The sequence below is a fragment of the Bacillus hominis genome (assembly GCF_018332515.1).
Classification (GTDB): Bacteria; Bacillota; Bacilli; order Bacillales; family Bacillaceae_G; genus Bacillus_A; species Bacillus_A hominis.
In genome coordinates this window covers 1-20,522 of record NZ_BOQD01000062.1, presented here as the reverse complement: position 1 = coordinate 20,522, position 20,522 = coordinate 1, and the positions used below count along the sequence as shown (strand labels likewise).

The 20,522-nt window shown below is 36.1% G+C and carries 17 protein-coding genes and 2 tRNA genes; all 19 read right to left on the bottom strand.

What is annotated here, in order from left to right:
* Positions 1-45: 45 nt before the first annotated feature.
* The 19 genes from ftsH to glmU all read right to left on the bottom strand — a co-directional run bounded on the left by ftsH (position 46) and on the right by glmU (position 20,387).
* Complete coding sequence (gene ftsH, locus KI356_RS08090) at positions 46-1,947, bottom strand: ATP-dependent zinc metalloprotease FtsH (protein WP_128283422.1); 1,902 nt, start codon at positions 1,945-1,947, stop codon at positions 46-48.
* Positions 1,948-2,032: 85 nt separating this feature from the next.
* Positions 2,033-2,575, bottom strand: a complete 543-nt coding sequence (gene hpt / locus KI356_RS08085; RefSeq protein ID WP_002124550.1) for a hypoxanthine phosphoribosyltransferase — start codon at positions 2,573-2,575, stop codon at positions 2,033-2,035.
* Positions 2,572-4,002, bottom strand: a complete 1,431-nt coding sequence (tilS, locus tag KI356_RS08080; protein WP_128283423.1) for a tRNA lysidine(34) synthetase TilS — start codon at positions 4,000-4,002, stop codon at positions 2,572-2,574. The genes hpt and tilS overlap by 4 nt, the downstream gene beginning before the upstream one ends.
* Before the next feature lie 204 nt (positions 4,003-4,206).
* The gene (spoIIE, locus tag KI356_RS08075) at positions 4,207-6,678 is read right to left on the bottom strand and encodes a stage II sporulation protein E (RefSeq protein ID WP_212935205.1); all 2,472 of its coding nucleotides are present in this window, start codon (positions 6,676-6,678) and stop codon (positions 4,207-4,209) included.
* Positions 6,679-6,939: 261 nt separating this feature from the next.
* Positions 6,940-7,011: transfer RNA gene (locus KI356_RS08070), tRNA-Glu, on the bottom strand.
* A 13-nt stretch (positions 7,012-7,024) separates the two neighbouring features.
* Positions 7,025-7,098: transfer RNA gene (locus KI356_RS08065), tRNA-Met, on the bottom strand.
* 159 nt (positions 7,099-7,257) lie between these two features.
* Positions 7,258-7,743 (bottom strand): S1 domain-containing RNA-binding protein, encoded by a 486-nt coding sequence (locus tag KI356_RS08060; protein ID WP_002009683.1) that lies wholly within the window; start codon positions 7,741-7,743, stop codon positions 7,258-7,260.
* An 87-nt stretch (positions 7,744-7,830) separates the two neighbouring features.
* Positions 7,831-8,190: a cell division protein DivIC gene (gene divIC / locus KI356_RS08055; protein WP_002124547.1), complete on the bottom strand. Its 360-nt coding sequence runs from the start codon at positions 8,188-8,190 to the stop codon at positions 7,831-7,833.
* Entirely contained in the window at positions 8,187-8,840 is a 654-nt protein-coding gene (yabQ, locus tag KI356_RS08050; RefSeq protein WP_128283425.1) for a spore cortex biosynthesis protein YabQ, read from the bottom strand. The genes divIC and yabQ overlap by 4 nt, the downstream gene beginning before the upstream one ends.
* Positions 8,837-9,145, bottom strand: a complete 309-nt coding sequence (yabP, locus tag KI356_RS08045) for a sporulation protein YabP (protein WP_001059101.1) — start codon at positions 9,143-9,145, stop codon at positions 8,837-8,839. Before yabP ends, yabQ begins: the two co-directional genes overlap by 4 nt.
* A gap of 58 nt (positions 9,146-9,203) precedes the next feature.
* Positions 9,204-9,479 (bottom strand): RNA-binding S4 domain-containing protein, encoded by a 276-nt coding sequence (locus tag KI356_RS08040; RefSeq protein ID WP_002009677.1) that lies wholly within the window; start codon positions 9,477-9,479, stop codon positions 9,204-9,206.
* Between the two features lie 14 nt (positions 9,480-9,493).
* Positions 9,494-10,954 carry a bifunctional methyltransferase/pyrophosphohydrolase YabN gene (gene yabN, locus KI356_RS08035; protein ID WP_128283426.1) on the bottom strand — a complete coding sequence of 487 codons (1,461 nt, stop codon included), beginning with the start codon at positions 10,952-10,954 and terminating at the stop codon, positions 9,494-9,496.
* A 12-nt stretch (positions 10,955-10,966) separates the two neighbouring features.
* Positions 10,967-12,568, bottom strand: a complete 1,602-nt coding sequence (locus KI356_RS08030) for a putative polysaccharide biosynthesis protein (protein ID WP_212935204.1) — start codon at positions 12,566-12,568, stop codon at positions 10,967-10,969.
* A 231-nt stretch (positions 12,569-12,799) separates the two neighbouring features.
* Positions 12,800-13,336 (bottom strand): stage V sporulation protein T, encoded by a 537-nt coding sequence (gene spoVT / locus KI356_RS08025; RefSeq protein WP_128283428.1) that lies wholly within the window; start codon positions 13,334-13,336, stop codon positions 12,800-12,802.
* 135 nt (positions 13,337-13,471) lie between these two features.
* Entirely contained in the window at positions 13,472-17,002 is a 3,531-nt protein-coding gene (mfd, locus tag KI356_RS08020) for a transcription-repair coupling factor (RefSeq protein ID WP_128283429.1), read from the bottom strand.
* Positions 17,003-17,107: 105 nt separating this feature from the next.
* Entirely contained in the window at positions 17,108-17,332 is a 225-nt protein-coding gene (locus KI356_RS08015; protein WP_128283430.1) for an anti-sigma-F factor Fin, read from the bottom strand.
* 70 nt (positions 17,333-17,402) lie between these two features.
* Positions 17,403-17,963 carry an aminoacyl-tRNA hydrolase gene (gene pth, locus KI356_RS08010; protein WP_307856578.1) on the bottom strand — a complete coding sequence of 187 codons (561 nt, stop codon included), beginning with the start codon at positions 17,961-17,963 and terminating at the stop codon, positions 17,403-17,405.
* Between the two features lie 72 nt (positions 17,964-18,035).
* The gene (locus KI356_RS08005) at positions 18,036-18,989 is read right to left on the bottom strand and encodes a ribose-phosphate diphosphokinase (RefSeq protein WP_002091580.1); all 954 of its coding nucleotides are present in this window, start codon (positions 18,987-18,989) and stop codon (positions 18,036-18,038) included.
* Positions 18,990-19,007: 18 nt separating this feature from the next.
* Positions 19,008-20,387, bottom strand: a complete 1,380-nt coding sequence (gene glmU, locus KI356_RS08000) for a bifunctional UDP-N-acetylglucosamine diphosphorylase/glucosamine-1-phosphate N-acetyltransferase GlmU (RefSeq protein ID WP_128283432.1) — start codon at positions 20,385-20,387, stop codon at positions 19,008-19,010.
* Between the last annotated feature and the right edge of the window lie 135 nt (positions 20,388-20,522).

Sequence of the window (20,522 nt, the reverse complement as noted above, 5' to 3'; positions counted from 1 at the left end):
TTCATTCCACAAAAAAAGGAGTGACTATTGTCACTCCTTCATCTCTTACTTATCTTCTGTATCTTCATCGTCTTTCTTCATATTGATGTTTACTTTCACATCATCTGAAGATGTTGGACGCTCAGGTAATCTGCCATAATCATATAAATGATTAATTTGCTCTGCATCTAATGTTTCTACTTCAAGTAACGTTTTCGCGATAATATCAAGCTTATCTCGTTTTTCAGTAAGAATGTCTTTCGCACGAGCATAACAATCTTTAATAATTGTTTGCATTTCCACATCAATTTCATGCGCGATTGCATCACTGTAGTTTTGTTCTGAATGGAAGTCTCTTCCTAAGAACACTTGACCACCTTGTGAGCTACCAAATTGCATCGGTCCAAGCTTATCACTCATCCCGAATTCTGTAACCATACGTCTTGCAATACCAGTCGCACGTTGGAAGTCGTTGTGAGCACCTGTACTTACTTCACCAAATACAATCTCCTCAGCTACCCGGCCACCAAGTAAACCAGTGATTTTATCAAGTAACTCTGGTTTTGTCATGAAGTAACGATCTTCCTTCGGAAGCATTACCGCATATCCACCAGCTTGACCACGAGGGACAATTGTTACTTTATGAACGATATCTGCTTCATCAAGGACAACACCAATTACAGTATGGCCAGCCTCATGGAATGCAACGATATTACGTTCTTTTTCAGAGATAACACGACTTTTCTTAGCTGGACCTGCAATAACACGATCCGTTGCTTCATCGATGTCACTCATATCAATTTTCTTCTTATCTTGACGCGCAGCTACTAAAGCAGCTTCGTTTAATAAGTTTTCAAGATCGGCACCAGAGAATCCTGGTGTACGAGTTGCAATTGCTCTTAAGTTGACATTCTCATCAAGCGGTTTATTACGAGCGTGTACTTTAAGTACAGCTTCACGACCATTTACATCTGGACGATCTACTGTAATTTGACGGTCAAAACGACCTGGACGTAATAACGCCGGATCAAGAATATCAGGACGGTTTGTCGCAGCGATGATAATAATACCTTCGTTTGCACCGAATCCATCCATTTCAACAAGCAATTGGTTCAACGTTTGTTCACGCTCATCATGACCACCGCCAAGACCCGCGCCACGTTGACGTCCTACTGCATCAATTTCATCAATGAAAATGATACAAGGAGCATTTTTCTTTGCATTTTCAAATAAATCACGTACACGTGATGCACCGACACCGACGAACATCTCTACGAAGTCAGAACCACTAATAGAGAAGAACGGAACGCCTGCTTCACCTGCAACAGCACGTGCTAGTAAAGTTTTACCTGTACCTGGAGGTCCCACTAATAGAACACCCTTCGGAATACGGGCACCAACTTCAGCGAACTTACGAGGGTCTTTCAAGAATTCAACTACCTCAACAAGTTCTTGTTTCTCTTCATCCGCTCCAGCAACATCTCTGAAACGAATTTTTTTCTTTTCATCATTGTATAGCTTCGCCTTACTTTTCCCGAAGTTCATAACACGGCTACCGCCGCCCTGAGCTTGATTTAATAAGAAGAAGAATAAAATGAAGATAATGACAAACGGAATGATAGAAGTGAAGAACGTTACCCAAGCACTTGTTTCTTCTGCTGGTTGATACTTAACTTCAGCCCCTTGCGCTTTATCATTAATTTTCTTTTGTAATTCCTCAGTATTTGGTGCATAAGTAACAAATTGTTCTCCTTGGCTAGAAGTCTTGAATTGTCCCTTTACCTCAAACACACCATTTTTCGGTTGAAGCTGCACATTACGCACTTCACCTTTTTCAAGTTGAGTAATGAATTTATCGTAGCTAACTGATGTCGTTTTTTGCGTCGAACCATTAAAATAGCTTACGATTCCAATTACTACTAAGAATATCAGTAAATAAAAGATGGTATTACGGAAGATACGATTCATTCCTAACCTCCTCTCACGGCATAAACACTATAGTAAATCGTAACATAGAAAAACTTTCCTATACAATTGTAACGCCTGTATTTAATTAATTTGAGTAAACACTTGGTTTTAATACTCCTACATAAGGAAGATTACGGTACTGCTCTTTATAATCTAATCCATATCCTACAACAAATTCATGAGGAACAGTAAATCCAACATAATCTGCTTTCAGATCAACCTTACGGCCTGTTGGCTTATCTAATAACGTAACAATTTTTACAGATTTCGCTTTACGATATTTAAACAGGTCTACTAAATAGCTTAGTGTAAGACCGCTATCAATAATATCTTCAACGATTAAAATATCGCGACCTTCTACAGAAGTATCAAGATCTTTTAAGATTTTTACTTCGCCTGTCGAAACTGTAGAGTGACCGTAGCTAGATACAGCCATAAAATCCATTTCAAGATATGTATCTGTTCTCTTTAATAAATCTGCCATAAATGGCATTGCGCCCTTTAGTACACCAATCGCAAGAGGTACTGTATTTTTGTAATCCTCTGCAATAACTGCACCTAGTTCGTGCACCTTTTCCTGTATTTGTTCTTCAGAAATTAATACTTTTTCGATATCTTGATTCATCATTTCATTATCCTCCCGGAAGACTCCTTGCTTTTGTAGTGAATAATCATGTATTTACCCTTCTTTGCTATCTCTTTCGAAGTAGCAAATGCAGATCGTTTCAACAAGGGTACCCAAATAATATTCCCACTTGCGTCACAAACGATCGGCCATTCTTCTCTTTTTTCTTTCGGTACTTTCGCTTCGATAAAAATAGCCTTTATCTTTTTTGTACCATCCATACCTTGCATTGACATGCGATCTCCATTTTCCCTAGACCGAATACGAAGTGGATACGATATATCATTATACTTAGCAACAAATACTGTTTCATTCATGTTACTCGGTATATCTTCGCTCACCTCTGTTACAAGTTTATCCCCATTCGGCAATATAATTGTCCCAGGTACTGATAAATCTTGCGAAAAAGGAGAAACAATTTCTTGTTTAAATCCAAAACTACATTCTTCGTATGTGCGAACAATTTTCAAACCACCTGGAAAATCTAGTGAACCCGAAGGTTGTGCCCGCTTAAAAAATTCAATCACCTTGTCAATATGTATAGAAGAAAGCGAAGATGGAATCTTATATTCATAAAGATAGTTTAATATTAGTTGAATCCCTCTTCTTTGTAAAGACATAGACATGGATTCAAAGGCAGGAATTGATAAGCTAATTTGTTTATCGCTTTTTTTTGTAATTACTTTATTCATTTTCTCAAAAGCTAATTCCTGCAAATAGGCCTCATCCTCTTGCATCTGCACGCTAAATTTTTGAAATTTCTCATGCATTTGTGGATTTTCTTCTTTCAAATAAGGAAGGACATATTTACGTAATCGATTCCTTGTATATACTTCCTTTTTATTACTCGGATCTATACGCGGAATAACTTTTAATTTATTGCAGTAATCAACAATCTCTTCCTTAGTTACTCCAAGTAACGGCCTAATTAAATATCCATTATGAAAAGAACGCTTCACTGCAATTCCTGCGTATCCTTTCGGAGTACTCCCTCGTACAAGGCGCATTAAAATCGTCTCTACTTGATCATCTCCATGGTGACCAAGAGCTACATACCTCGCATCATATTTCTTCATTATTCTTTCCAAAAATGCATATCTGCATTCTCTAGCAGCAACTTGTGTATTCATTCCATATTGCTGTTGATATTGCGACACATTAATCCTTAGCGTTTCACAAATAACTCCTAGCTCTTTGCAAAGACCCTCCACAAACTGTAGATCCTCATGAGATTCATTACCTCTAAACATATGATCCACATGTGCTACTACAATTTCGAGCTGTTTTTCTGCCCTTTTTTCTAACAAATAATATAAAAGAGCCAAAGAGTCAGGACCACCAGAAACCCCTACAACAATTGTTGAATGTTTCTTTAATACATCATGCTGCTTTACAAAGTCATCTACTTTTTCAACAAATGCATCTTTCAACTTCGCAATCACCTTTCATTAAACAAGAACAACAACATTAGTTACCTTGTATATAATGGTACAACTTTTACAAACATTGTGCAAAAAAAAGATGTACAAAATCCATATTTTTATCTTACATCCTTCCTGTATATTTAACAAAGTAATCACATTACCTTTTTAATTAAAAAAACCTAGGTATCTACCTAGGTTTTTTTGATTATTTTATTGCGCCTGCATTCCTACTATTGGAATCGTAGCCCACTTCGGCATATTTTTCTTTACTTTCGCCACCACAATGGTCATATCATCATTTATATAACCATCACTAGAGCGAATTACTTCTTCCATAATAATATCAGCAATTTCCTGTGGATCCTCTGTTTGTAGTTCTTTAATTTTACGTTTTATCCATAATTCGTGATTCTCCACATGTTGCGCTCCCTCAAAAATACCGTCACTCATCATAATAAGAAGATCACCCGTTTTTAATTGCTCACCAACCACATCAACTTCAACATCTTCAATGATTCCCATCGGTAAATTACTTGCCTCAATTTTCAAAATATTATTTCCGCGTTTAACAAAACTCGGCGTCGATCCAATCTTTAAAAACTTCGCACTCGCATCCCGTAAATCTACCATAGCCAAGTCAAGCGTTGTATACATCTCCTCTGTCGTCCTTAAAGAAAGAATTGAATTGATGGACTTAATCGCTATTTCTTCATCAATACCTGATTGAAGTATCTTTTGTAATAATTTTACCGTTTCCCTACTCTCCATATGAGCCCTTTGTCCATTTCCCATACCATCACTAATCGCAAGTGCATATTTACCAACGCTTAAATCCATCATCGCGTAGGAATCACCTGAAACAAACCCACCACCTTTTGCAGCTGTGGCCAACCCTGTATCAAGAGAATACGTCTTCGCTGAACCAAATGATATTAAACTGTGCCCATTTGGATATGAGGATTTCTCTTCATGCTTAACGACGACATTCTCTTTTAAAATATCTGAAAGCATTGGAGCAACCAACTTCTCACATTCCCCATGTTCATTAGATGCAGCTGGAATCAACATTTCAATATCAATACTTCCTCTATCTAAACAATAAATATCAACATGCTCCACTTCGACACCGAAATCACGAAACGCTTGTAAAATTTGCTCCTCCTGTGCTTGATGGTTCTCTCTTTCTCGTTGTATCTCCTTAGCGAAATCTTCCATCACTTTTGATACACCTAGTAATTGCTCCGCTACAATTCTACGATTTTCCTTCATTTGTTTTCTTAATTTTTGCCCCTCATAGAAATGATCTAATTCACCCGCTACTAAATCCGTTACTTTCTTCCCTCTCACACAATACTTGTCCCATTCACGAACTAACTTCCGATTATGCTGTAGCGTTCCTTCTTCTGTCTCACTCATTATTTGTTTCATATAATCGTATGTTTTATCAAAATTAACTACCCAACATTGATCCTTCTTAAAGCATGTTTGACATGTTTTTGCAGTAATTGTACTTAAAAATAAATCAGCTTCTGTTTCTTTATCTTCCTCCTCCACATACCCATATACAGAAAAGCTATTAGACAAAGCAGCAAATACATTAGCAAATTGATTGATTTTGTTCGCTGTAACATCGCGCACTCTTCTTAAATATTGTTGTTGATCTTGTGAATGTTCCTGTGTACCCGGCATAAATTTAGCAATACGATCCATAACAAGCTTCGGTGTTAATAAGAAGAAAACAATTGCTACACCAGATTCAATTAAAGTTGTTACAATACTTGTTTGCTTGTCTACATATAATGTAATTAAGCTTGTACCAATTAATAAACCTAAACTAACTCCTATACGCTTCCCTTCTTTTAACAATCCCCCAAGCAACCCTGAAAAGGCAAGGAGACTAAGTTGAGACAAGCTAGCCACATTCGCTAAACTTAATATTAACCCAGTGACAACTCCTACTGTGGACCCTGTAGCTGCCCCTGCAATAAAGGCAAATACTAATACTAAATATCTAGTGAAAATATGTTGAATAGAAGCATCATAAACAAACCAATCCGTTGTGCCCGTTAAAACAGATGCTAGTAATATAATTAAACAAACAATTTCTTCTGTTTCTAACGCTTGTTGCTTCCCTTTCCTTTCCACTAAAAGCGGAACACTTTGTAAAAATATCATCGTTAATACGAAGCTAAGCCCCGCTTCGATCGTACTGACGAGCAGATCATACATGGTGACGGTTTGCTGTGCAAAATATACAACAACTAAATGTGCGGTTAATGCGGAGATAAATACTTGGAATGGTACAAGTCCAACAGTTTTACGTGTAAACCGACTAAAGAAGATATTATAAATAAAGAAGGTAAAGATAGATGCAAAAGTAAAAAATAAATTATCTATTGAAACTGAAAGTGCTCCCCCCATTAGGGCTAAGAACGCGAGCGGCATTTTATCTCGCTTCATAACATAAACAGCAGCGAAAAACGGCAATGCAAACGGTAAAATGTTTGTTAATATATATGCTCGTCCCAAAAGAAAACCAATAACAGCAATAATGAATCCCCATCTAAAGAAAACTTGTTCAAACTTCATTCGCAACTTACTCGTCCACTTTATTGTTCCAAGCTGACTTTCATTCATCGCCAATGCACTTGTATTCATAGTATTCCTTCCTGCTTTAGGCATATTTTTAACACCACCTGCATAGTTTAATTACTGTTATTATAAAAGATGATCATTGGTTTTTTTGTCAAAACAACAGTTTTGACTTTTATAATCGTTCGACTTTTTATTCGAAATAAATCTACATATATACATAGTATTTAATTTATTTAAAATAAATTAAATGAATGTTCAGAAAATATAGGGTGATTTTGTAGAAGTATTGTACGTCTTAATTTATATTTAACAAAAAAAGATCATGCAAATTTGCATGATCTTTTCAGATGACCCGTACGGGATTCGAACCCGTGTTACCGCCGTGAAAGGGCGGTGTCTTAACCACTTGACCAACGGGCCGTTAAATTAAATATAGCGGCGGAGGGGATCGAACCCCCGACCTCACGGGTATGAACCGTACGCTCTAGCCAGCTGAGCTACACCGCCATGTCGTCGTATTTAACGGACAATTAGTATCTTACATCAGATACGTTTTAAAGTCAACACATCTCAAAAACTTTTTTAAAAATATATTCTCTCACATAAAAAAGTACCCAAGTAATTACTCTGGGTACCTCTCTATATGTTAAGAATTAAACGGACTTATTATCCGCGACGTGCGCCACGGCCACCACGTTTAGACTCTGTGTTACGCTTTAAAGAAGTTAAACGATCTTCACTATCTTTTAAAAAGCGTGCCATCTTTTGCTCAAATGTTTCTTTTGGAGCTCTTTCGTTACCGCCACCGCGGTTATCTCTGTTGGAAGAACGATTATTACGTTGTGGACGTCCAGAACGTTGTTGATCACCACCACGTTGGTATTCACCACGTGGACGATCTCCTTCTGTTTTTTCACGTTCTTTCGCTTTTTTAATAGATAGGCCAATTTTGCCATCTTTTTCAACATTGATAACTTTTACTTCTACTTGGTCGCCTACTTTTAAGTGATCGTTAATATCTTTCACATAATTATCAGCAACTTCACTAATATGAACAAGACCTGTTAAGCCTTCTGGCAGCTCCACAAAAGCGCCAAAATTTGTAATACCTGTTACTTTACCCTGTAACTTGCTGCCTACCTCGATTGACATAAAAAAAATGCTCCTCCTTAGTGGTTAAAAAGTCAAATTTTACTTTATTATATATAATCCTAAAATACAGTGTCAATAAGACATACTCTACTTAGAAACAGGAAAAATTATCTCCCCTTTTCCGGAGAAGAAATAATCCCTTCTAGCAATCTTTAAAACGTACTCTTCATCATTCAACTTTTGAACTTCATCTTTTAGATTCTTTTCTTTTTTCGTTAATGAATCCAGTTCTTTTTTCATGTCCTTAACTTTTGCTTCTTTTGCTTTAATGGAACTATTTTGTTGATAAAACGTCACACTAATACTAGCAATAATTGTAAAAGCAAAGACAAGAAAAACCGCTAAACGGCGATAAAGTCGCTTCCTGTTCTCATCCGTTTGTATTATATGTTCTTTAACAGGATTTGGACTCTGTTTTTCGATTGTTCTTTGTCTCAGTTCCCTCATTTCCGAGGTCCCCCTAACTTCTTTTTTATACGCTCCCATAATTGGAAGATATGTCCCTTCAATTTTGCTACATATTGCAGGAACCCTACATGCTTCATTATAAAAAGTTTAACACGATTAGGGAGAAGTTTCCATATGAGCGAAGCAATAAATCGAACAGGCGAGAAAAAAACTTTCCATATGAAAAGTAATATCCAAATCACCATTTTCCATAACACATGTCCAATTGAAAGCAGTATACGAAATAAGAATAATATAAATGCAATAAATAGCTGCGCTATAATAATAACAGGTTTTATCATGAGTAGCTGTATAATTCGAACAAAAAATTGTGTTGTTTGTACAAAAATATAGATGAGAAAATTTAACATCTTCATGTATAGTGCTTTCAATAAGCTTTGATATGCTGCAAAACCACATAGCAACGCCAAAAATACATATATACGTAGTTCGGCTTCATTCACACGCAGTAATACATAAAAAACGAATAATGCTTGGACAATCCAAAATAGTATATCATGTATAAATACAAGCCAACGTTTCCGCTCTTGGCGCTTTAAAAACCGTTGATATGTATCTAAAGAGGCACCAATCCAAGCACCCATTCCAATCATTGAAAGCATTGTATACAACTGAATTGTTAGGCTCATTTAAACAACTTACTAAAGAAGCCTTTAGTTTTCTCCCCTTGGTTCTCATCAATATACAGCATCTCATGAACTTTCCCTTTAATTGATACAACACCCTTTTCTACATCTAAATTCTTCATTTGCAAATTTTGACCACGAATTGTTAAAAAACCCATTACAGTCTCAAGTAAAAACTCTTCGCTATCAAAACTCTCTACTTGCTTTACACCAGTAATATCGATTACACGCCTGCCACGCATGATAATATCATGCTCTACAGAAACATTTTGTTGATTAGAAGACATAGGTGAGTAACCATTATTCACGAAAATCCCCCCATAGCTTTATACTAGCTAATAGTAATGTATGAAGGGATAACCTATTTTAGAACAAGCCTTCTTCCGCTTTCACTTTTTCCTCACGAACTAAGCTATACATGTTTGCTGCATCTTCTTTTTTAGTTGTTTCTTTCAATTCATTTACTTTCACAGTTACTATTTTTTGACCGAAACGAATTGTTAATTCATCCTCTACCTTCACATCTGAACTCGCTTTTGCCACTTGACCATTAATCGAAATTCTTCCTTGGTCAGATACTTCTTTTGCTAATGTTCTTCTTTTAATTAAGCGTGATACTTTCAAAAATTTATCTAGACGCATATCAAATCCCCCTATTAACGCTCTGTTTGTTTTGCCTCTTCCCATAAAGCATCTAACTGTTCTAATGATAAATCTTGCATTTCCTTATTCATTTCAGCTACTTTTGCTTCCATGTATAAAAAACGCCCCATAAATTTCTCATTAGTTGAACGCAACGCTTCTTCTGGATCTAATTTATAATGACGAGCTATATTAACAAATGCAAATAGTAAATCACCAAATTCACCTAGCATCTTTTCCTCATCCATGTTTACAACTTCTTGTTGGAATTCTTGCCATTCTTCTAAGGCCTTCTCTATCATCGGCTGCACATCAACCCAATCAAATCCAACCTTTCCGGCTTTCTTCTGAATTTCATAAGCACGCATTAGCTGTGGCAAGCTTTTTGGAATACCCGCTAAAACAGATTCTTTAACAAATCCTTTTTCTTGTTTTTTAATTTCTTCCCAATTTGCAATCACTTCATCAGCATTATTTACATCCGTATTCCCAAACACATGCGGATGACGACGAACCATTTTCTCAGCTAAAGTACGAATAATATCATCTATAGAGAACCAACCTTCATCCTCCCCAATTTGAGCATGAAGCATAACTTGTAATAATATATCACCAAGTTCTTCTACTAAATGATCATCATCCTCTTCATCAATTGCTTCTAGCACTTCATACGCTTCTTCAATTAAGTATTTCTTTAAAGATTGATGAGTTTGCTTTTTATCCCATGGGCAACCATTCGGTCCACGAAGATCCGCAATAATTGCTCTAAGCACATCAAACTGCTGATACAAAGACGCACGTTCCTTAACTGGAGGTACATATACACTCGTTAAATTATTTAACTCCGTTTCATGATCTAACATGTATAACGGTACCTTTTTTACTTGCTCAAATGAAGTTCCTGCAGCTGTTACGATATACACTTCATAATCATCTGGCAACATCTCCATTAACATCAGTTTCACATCTGAAGCAACGAACGCATCATACACTTGGCAAAAGATTAAATGTTGACGTAATTCTAATTGTCCTCTTTCAAATGATGTAGCATCAATTAATTGGAATCCTTCAATCGGATCAATCTTTAGACTCGCAAACATCGGATCAAGGAAACTTTGTCCCCCTTCAAGTCGCACTTCAATATTTTCTACTTCTCCTTTTTCCAAAAGTAGCTGAACTGTTCTCTCTGCTACAAGCGGATGACCAGGAACTGCATAAATGATTTCTGTACCTTTTGCTTGTTCTAACAACCTATTCGCGATTGTTTCATATACGATTTCAAATGTATCATGCGCTTCGTATACATCGTCAAAAGCTGTATATTTTATACCTTCTTGCTCCAATTCTTCTATAACTGGGTGTTCCTTCGTTCTAACAAACATATGGTCAGCTTCTTTTATCTTTCGATATACACCCATCGTTAACTGATCTAACTCACCAGCACCTAATCCTAAAATAGTAATGATTCCACTCACAACCAGTCACCTCTATCCACTCTTCTTCAATGAACCTTCTTTTTTCTCTTGCTTCATAACGTTTCCTAATTCTTCTTTTGTAAATACACGTAATTTTAAAATTAAAAACATATATGCTAATCCGCCGATAGCTACACCTAACAGCGCTTCAAGCGTCGCAATCCCTCTATGTCCTGTATCAATTACTAATCCAGACATTCGCAACATACGCATAAAGATTATTAATACAAACCCCATACCGATACCACTAATAGCTACACCTAACATATTCCGCCTATCAATAAGCGGCTCCGATACAGCTCGCATAAGTAACACACTATTTAGCAAGGCAATTACAATAAGCGCAACTAAAGTTGCAATCGCAGCTCCCTTTACACCAAAATATGGCATTAATATATAATTTAAAGCTAGCTTCAAACACCCTCCAAATACAACGAATATTGCTGGTTTTAATGTTTGTCCCACCCCTTGCAAAATAGAAGCAGTTGTAATTGACAATGAACTAAATAAAATAGATAAAGATAAAATCGATAACACATCTGATCCATCACTATTTTCAAACAACATAATATTTGTAGGTTGAATAATACAAGTTAATCCAATAGCAGCTGCAAATCCAATAACAAATGTTATTTTCATTGCTAACTTTACCTTTTCTTGAATAAATGAAAGATCTCCTCTTTCTTTCGCCGCTGTAATAATAGGGATAAGTGACAATGAGAAAGAAGTTGTCACAACAGTACCTAATTGCATAAGCGGGATACTTCTATCATAAACACCTTTTAGTACCTTTGCATTTTCAACTTGCTCTCCCGCGCGAATAAGCAAGGTATAAAAGGAAATAGAGTCCGCCATTTGTATAAAAATAAGGACTAAATTACTAACACAAATCGCTAATCCCTGCCAAAAAAGAATTCGAATAATCCTTTTTTTACCTTCAATTCTCTTCCAACTTTTAAAGAAAATAGCATGGAAATCATGACGCATATAAAGTAAAAGTACGATACCCCCAATAAGCCCGCCTGCAATTGAACCTAGCATAGCACCAGCACCAACTGTATATAAATCAAACCCATGAGCAATAAGGAATAGTGATAAAAATACAATAATAGAAACACGAATCGTTTGTTCAATTACTTGCGAAACAGCCGTCGGCATCATATTATTGAATCCTTGAAAATATCCTCTCGCTACAGATAAAAATGGAATTAATAGGAATGAAAACGAAATAACACGTAATAATTTATCTAAATGTATATCACCCATAGCCGCTGCAATTGTTTCGGCCCCAAAGAATAATGTGAAAAATCCTATAAAGCCAATTCCTAATAAAAACCAAAAAGATACACAAATAATTTCTTCTGCTTCTTTTTGTTTTCCTCGTTCTAATCTTTCTGCGACCATTTTTGAAATAATGATGGGAAACCCATAAGTGGCTAGAATTAAACAAAATCCATAAAACGGATAAATTTGTTGGTAAATATAAAAACCAACATCACCCGCTATATTTTGATATGGAATACGGTAAAAGGCGCTTAATACTTTCGTAACAAAACTTGCGATTGTTAATATAATAGCCCCACGCCAGAAGGCTTGGTACTTCTTCGCTTCCATACAAGAAAACTCCTTTTTCTATTCTCACCCCTCGTATTATATCATAAAGGAAAACTGGCTCTCCTTCATATTCCTTACATTCACTGACTTCTTTCAACAGCAAAAATATTCAATGAAAAAAGGTAGCAAAGCGCTACCTTCATTCAATATACTTATATCTCCAAATAGTTACTTTCTCAAATAGAAATATCATAATTAGGAAAGATTGCTACTTATAGAAATTACATTTCACTACTGCTCCATTTGTTTCGCTAAAAAACTTGCAGCTGTATTTACTGACTTATGCTCTACTTCACTTATGATAGCATCTTTAGAAAAGATAATAACAGCTCCAATTGGATCCCCATTCGCAACAATCGGGCCAATTGTATAGGAGCTCACTTTTTCTGTTACTCCATCGATAATGGCAATATCACTTTCGTCTGTCATAATTACAGACTTACGCCCTTCCATTGTCTTCTCAATTAAATCGCCAACACTTTTATTTAAGTATTCTTTTTTAGATACGCCCGCCACCGTGATAATAGAATCACGATCGCATACAAGCACATTATGTCCTAAACTATCGTATAAAGCTTCTGTATATTCTTTTGCAAAATCACCTAGTTCACTAATTGGAGAATATTTTTTCAAAATTACTTCTCCATCGCGATCAACAAATATTTCTAGTGGGTCTCCTTCTCGAATACGTAAAGTTCTACGAATTTCCTTCGGGATTACTACCCTGCCTAAATCATCAATTCGACGTACGATTCCAGTTGCTTTCATTCTAATGCTGCCTCACTTTCTACTGATGATCAAAGTGGTGAATTTACCTGTTCATGTAAAAATCACCAACTGTTAAGCATAGTATTTTACACATTAGTTCTTCTATGCACGTCGAATTGTATTTTTTATCTTATATTAGGCATTTATTACTTCTTTTTTTACATCTGGTAAGCCTTTTAACAAATTTTCAGCAATTGTTAACCATTTCGATGTCTCTAATCCATTCGTTTTCATTACAATTTTCAATTGTGACCCTTCCATGCCAAGACCGATCATACGCCCAAAACTATTCCCTAGCATGAATAATTTTCCACCATCTATATTTTGGCTCGCTTGTTCAGAAAACAGGAATGTTACTTCAAATTTATTTTGCTTAATTAACTCAATTTGTTCTTTCATCGCCAACACTTTAATGTTTGCAATTTGTAATAAATAACCAACTTCTTGTGGGTAATCACCAAATCTGTCGATCATCTCTTCCTGCAACTCTTCAATATCTTCAATTGCAGAAATACCTCTAAATTGTTTATACATCATAATTTTTTGTTTACTATCTGAAATATACGCATCCGGTAAATATGCATCTACTTCTAAATCAATTTCAACATTAACGGTATTTTCAACTCCATCTGTCCCTCTACGTTGCTCAATTGCATCTTTTAACATTTGAGAATATAGATCAAATCCGACAGAATCAATAAATCCATGTTGTTCTGCCCCTAACAAATTACCCGCACCACGAATTGATAAGTCTCTCATCGCAATTTTGAAACCAGATCCAAGCTCTGTAAACTCTTTAATTGCTTGCAGACGCTTCTCTGCGACTTCCGATAACACTTTATCACGTTTGTATGCAAAGTATGCATACGCGACGCGATTAGAACGTCCAACGCGCCCTCGAAGCTGATACAACTGCGATAATCCCATACGATCTGCATCAAATACAATTAATGTATTTACATTCGGAATATCTACACCCGTCTCAATAATTGTTGTACTTACAAGAACATCATGCTGCCCTTCTAAAAACGATAGCATAACAGACTCTAATTCACCTTCATTCATTTTCCCATGTGCGTATGTTACACGAGCATCTGGAACTAACATTGAAATTTCATCTGCTTTTCTTTCAATATCCTCCACACGGTTATATAGGAAGTAAATTTGACCACCTCTTGCAAGTTCTCGCTCTATCGCTTCTCGCATTAATGCTGGATTATACTCTACTACATATGTTTGTACTGGGAAACGATTCTCTGGTGGTGTCTCAATAACAGATAAATCGCGCACACCAAGCATAGACATATGAAGTGTACGTGGAATCGGAGTTGCCGTTAATGTTAACACGTCAACATTTGCTTTCAACTGTTTAATTTTTTCTTTATGCGTAACGCCGAATCTTTGTTCCTCATCAATAATAAGAAGTCCTAAATCTTTATAAGTAACATCTTTAGATAAAATACGATGCGTTCCGATTACAATATCCACCGTTCCATCTTTTAAACCTTTAATCGTTTCATTTTGTTGTTTTCGCGTGCGGAATCTACTTAGTAATCCTATATTAATTGGGTAATCTTGAAAACGCTCTCGAATTGTTTCATAGTGTTGTTGTGCAAGGATTGTTGTCGGCACTAAAATCGCAACTTGTTTTTCATCCATAATTGCTTTAAATGCCGCACGAATAGCTACTTCGGTCTTTCCATACCCTACGTCACCACAAAGAAGCCTATCCATAGGACGTCCGCGTTCCATATCTTTCTTAATCTCTTCAATAGAACGTAATTGATCCTCTGTCTCTTGATATGGGAATAAAGATTCAAACTCTTGTTGCTCTGCTGTATCTGGTGTATATGCATAACCTTTTGAGGCTTCGCGCTCGGCATATAATTTAATTAGGTCATCTGCAATGTCTTGTACAGATTTTTCAACTTTCGTTTTGACCTTCTTCCAATCATTACCGCCTAATTTATAGACTTTTGGATCCTTACCTTCAGACCCTACATATTTTTGCACTTGATCAATTTGTTCAATTGGAACGTATAACTTATCATTACCTTGATATTTAATATTTAAATAATCTTTATGGACACCATTAATCTCTAATGTCTCAATACCTAAAAATTTACCTATACCATGATTTACATGAACTACATGGTCTCCAACTTTTAATTCTGAATAACTTTTAATACGTTCAGCGTTAGATAACTTTTGCTTACGTTGTGATTTTTTAACTTTCTTATGAAAAAGCTCCTTTTCAGTAATGACAACAAACTTTTGCATCGGCATTTCAAAGCCTGCATGTAAATCACCTACAGCAATTTGTAACCTTCCAGGCAATAAGATATCTGTGGACTCTACAATGTCTGCATCAATATCATAATCACTTAAAATATGTTGTAGTTTTTTTACGCGTTCATCATCTGTTCCGAGCACAACGGTCGTAAAATGCCCTTCATTCCATCTATCAATTTCAGTTTTTAACAACTGCATTTGTCCGTGGAAATCTTGCATCGTTTTACATGTCACATTCACAATGTTTTGCGGATGTGTATGTGCTATATGACGTAAGAATAGTGTCAAATATACAAAACTTCTTTTCTTATGATGAAGAAATCCCTCAAATGAGTGAGAGAAAGATAAATCCTGAATAATTGTTCCTTCTCCAAGAAGTGAGATATACCATTCCGCTTCTTCTGTTTCAAGATGCGATGCTGTTTCTTGAATACGGGAAATCTCATCTAAAATTACAACACCGTTTTCTGGTAAATAATCTATTAGACTAGCAGGTTCTTTATAGAAAATAGATAAATATTTAAACATTTGTTCTATACTTTGCCCGTTTTTCAACATTTCAATTTCATGACTAACCGTCTCAAGCACAGTAGTCTTTAATTTATCATCGGAAAGCTTTTGCATCGTCTTAGTCAAACCTTCTTCAAGATGCTTAATTCCCGATTTCAATTCTTCCTGTGAAAATAAAAACTCTGTTGCTGGGCCGAACTTAACACTTTCCTTTTTATCTTGAGAGCGCTGTTCATCCACATCAAATAATCGAATAGAATCAACCTGCGTATCAAAGAATTCAATACGAAATGGTAATTCTTCAGTTAATGGATAAATATCTAATATTCCCCCGCGTAAACTGAACTCCCCTGGAGCTTCTACCATCGACTTACGCTCATAGCCAATATGATGTAAAGTATGCAAGAGTGCATCTAAATCAATCTCTTGCCCTAGATTGATTTCAATTTGCCTTTGCTTCCATAATTCTTTTATTGGTAAAAACCTACGCAACCCTGCAACTGGCGCTACAATAATCCCATTCTCTCCCGCAGCTAAGCGATTTAAAACTTCAATACGCTGCGCCTTCAATTCTGGACTTGCAACACCAACTTCCGATGCTATCAATTCATTTACCGGATATAGCCAAACATCTTTTTCACCAAGTAACGCCACTAAATCTTCATGTACTTTTTGTGCCTGGTATAAATTGTGCGTCACAATAAGTTGTGATTGCTTTGTTTTTTTATATAAAGCTGCCATTAATAATGAACGAGAGGATGTTGCCATACCCGATACAAGTTGTTCTTTCAACCCATTTTCTAGCCCATTAATAACCGATTGTATTTCTTCATTTTTATAAAATTGCTCTAATAAACCTATCATTTTCAAAACTCCTCTCAACATAAAGAGCAAGTTACTATATTTTATGCAAATATTTTGGAAAAAGAAAACAGAAAAATGCTTTGGACATGCCAAAGCGACAACATTTTATTGCAGAAATTTTTCATATTCGTAATACTCAGGATAAGATGCGAGCGTTCCTTGACACGATTCACAAATCGTTTTTATATATATATTTCCATTCTCATGAAAATGAATCATATCCGCTACTTCTTGCTCTGTTAGTTGAAACAAAACGTCGCTATATACTTTTTCTGCGATAATGGAGCCCACATTACTTCCGCAATGTCTACAGTAATAATAACCTTCCATACTAGCCTCCTAAATATCCAATTGCTACTAGTATGGGATAAAACAAAATAAAATATTCCAGATTGTGCGCTTAACTATTAAAAGTATTCATGATTTGGAGAAAAGGTTTATTTAACCATTCCTCACATGCATCTGCTGCATTTTCAATGGATTGATTAACGCCAGCTATTTCTTCAGATGTAAAACGTCCTAATACGTAATCTACTACTTTCATCCCATTTTTCGGACGATCGATTCCCATGCGGATACGTTGAAATTCTTGTGTTCCTAAATGTGAAATTGTTGATTTCACACCATTATGTCCACCCGCACTACCTTTCATGCGAAGGCGTAATTTACCTACAGGAATATCTAAATCATCGTACATAACAATGAAGTCCTCAACATCAATTTTATAATAATCCATGAGCGGACGGATACTTTCCCCAGATAAATTCATATATGTAAGTGGCTTTAGTAAGATTACTTTTTCCCCATTAACAAAGCCTGCACCAAATACTCCTTTAAATTTTTGTTCATTCAAAGAAATATTCCAACGCTTTGCAAGTTCATCGATCGCCATAAACCCAATATTATGCCTTGTTAATTCATATTCTCTACCTGGGTTCCCAAGTCCTACTATTAATTTCATTCTTGTACCACTACTTTCTTTTTTCGATACGAAAAGACGTAACCAAGCTTGGTTACGTCTCATTCTATCCAATTAATTGAATAATACACTTACAGATTCTTCTTCGTATACACGAATGATTGCTTCTCCGATTAATGGAGCAACTGAAAGTTCATGCACTTTATCAATTTTCTTCTCTTCTGGTAATACGATAGAGTTCGTTACAACTAACTCTTTAATATTCGAATTTTGAATACGCTCAATTGCTGGACCAGATAATACTGGGTGTGTACAACAAGCATATACTTCAGAAGCACCGTTCTCAACAAGAGCGTTTGCCGCTAATGTAATTGTACCAGCTGTATCAATGATGTCATCAATTAAAATTGCTGTTTTGCCTTCGATGTTACCGATAATGTTCATTACCTCCGATACATTCGGACGAGGACGACGCTTATCAATAATAGCGATTGGCGCTTTTAGGCGATCTGCCATTTTTCTAGCACGAGTTACACCACCGTGATCAGGAGATACGATTACGATATCTTTAAGGCCTTTTGCTTCAAAGTAATCTGAAAGAATCGGTACACCCATTAAGTGGTCAATCGGGATATCAAAGAATCCTTGAATTTGTGGAGCATGTAAATCTAGAGTGATTACACGAGTTGCACCTGCTGTTTCAAGCAAGTTTGCTACAAGTTTCGATGTAATTGGTTCACGAGAACGCGCTTTACGGTCTTGACGCGCATAACCATAGTAAGGAATAACAATATTAATTGTTTTTGCAGATGCACGTTTTAATGCATCAATCATAATAAGTAATTCCATGATATGTTCGTTTACTGGGAAGCTTGTAGATTGAATAATGAATACATCGCAACCACGGATACTTTCTTCAATGTTAATTTGAACTTCTCCATCACTAAAACGATCAACAGAACATTTTCCTAGTCCTACTCCAATATGCTTTGCGATTTGCTCAGCAAGTTCCTTATTAGAGTTTAAAGAGAATACTTTCAAATTAGAATTTAGATATTGAGTCGACATCTAGATTAACCCTCCACATTATGATTTTTTCTTATTCAGCAATTGATCAACATAGTCTTCTTTATTAACCTGACGTGCACGTGCTACTGATAATGCTTTTGATGGAACATTCTCTGTTATTGTAGAGCCTGCTGCCACATAAGCACCATCTTCAACTGTTACAGGAGCAACAAGGTTTGAATTACATCCAATAAATACCCCGTTACCAATTACAGTTTTAAATTTATTCTTGCCGTCGTAGTTCACCGTAATTGAACCACAACCAAGATTCACGTCTTCTCCAACTTGTGCATCCCCGATATAACTTAAGTGTGAAGCTTTACTTCTATTACCAAAAACAGTTTTTTTGATTTCTACGAAGTTTCCAACGCGCACTTCATCTCCAATAACTGAATCTGGGCGAATATGTGCAAATGGACCAACCGATACTTCTGTACCAAGTTTGCTGTCATGTACAGTAGATTGACGAATTACCGTACAATCTCCAATTTCACTATCGCGAATTACTGTATGCGGTCCAATTTCACAATCAGAACCAATTACAGTGTTACCCTCAATAACCGTTCCTGGGTGAAGAACTGTATCACTACCAATAATTGCATCAGCAGAAATGTATGTGTTACTTGGATCAATGATTGTAACACCATTTACCATGTTCTTTCGGTTGATACGATTTTTCATAATAATTTCCGCTTGCGATAGAGCGACTCTGTCGTTAACACCTAATGTTTCTGCAAAGTGCTCTGTTTGATAAGCTGATACGATATGACCTTCATTTTTTAAAATCTCAATAACATCCGGAAGGTAATATTCACCTTGTACATTATCATTTGAAACTTTAGAAAGTGAAGCAAATAAAGCTTTATTATCAAAACAATACGTACCCGTATTGATTTCTTTAATAGCTAATTCTTCCTCATTTGCATCTTTATGCTCAACAATCTTTTCGACATGACCATTCTCATTACGAACAATACGGCCATATCCAGCAGGCTCTTCTATGTAAGCTGTTAGCACCGTTGCCATTGCTCCTGCTTCTTCGTGTTGCTGAAGCAATGCTTCCATCGTTTCAGCAGTTATTAGAGGTGTATCACCACAAATAACTAAAGTTGTTCCTTCTTCATTTGCAAGTACACTTGCAGCTTGATCTACAGCATGGGCTGTACCAAGTTGTTCTGCTTGTAATGCAAACTCACTTACGTTTCCTAGCTGTTCTTGTACCTTTTCAGCACCATGTCCAACGACTGTTACAAGTTTCTGCAATCCTAATTGAGATACTTGATCAACTACATGTTGTACCATCGGTTTTCCGCATACAGGATGAAGCACTTTGTATAGCTTGGACTTCATACGTGTGCCTTTACCTGCAGCCAGAATCACTGCAAATCTGTTTGACATATAGACCCTCCATCGCAACCTATTTATCCATTAATGATATTATCCTAAATCATCATATATTTCAAGAAACACATTATAACTATTAAATTTTACCATAATTCTTATAAGATGTTTTACTCTTTAGTATCTTTTTTA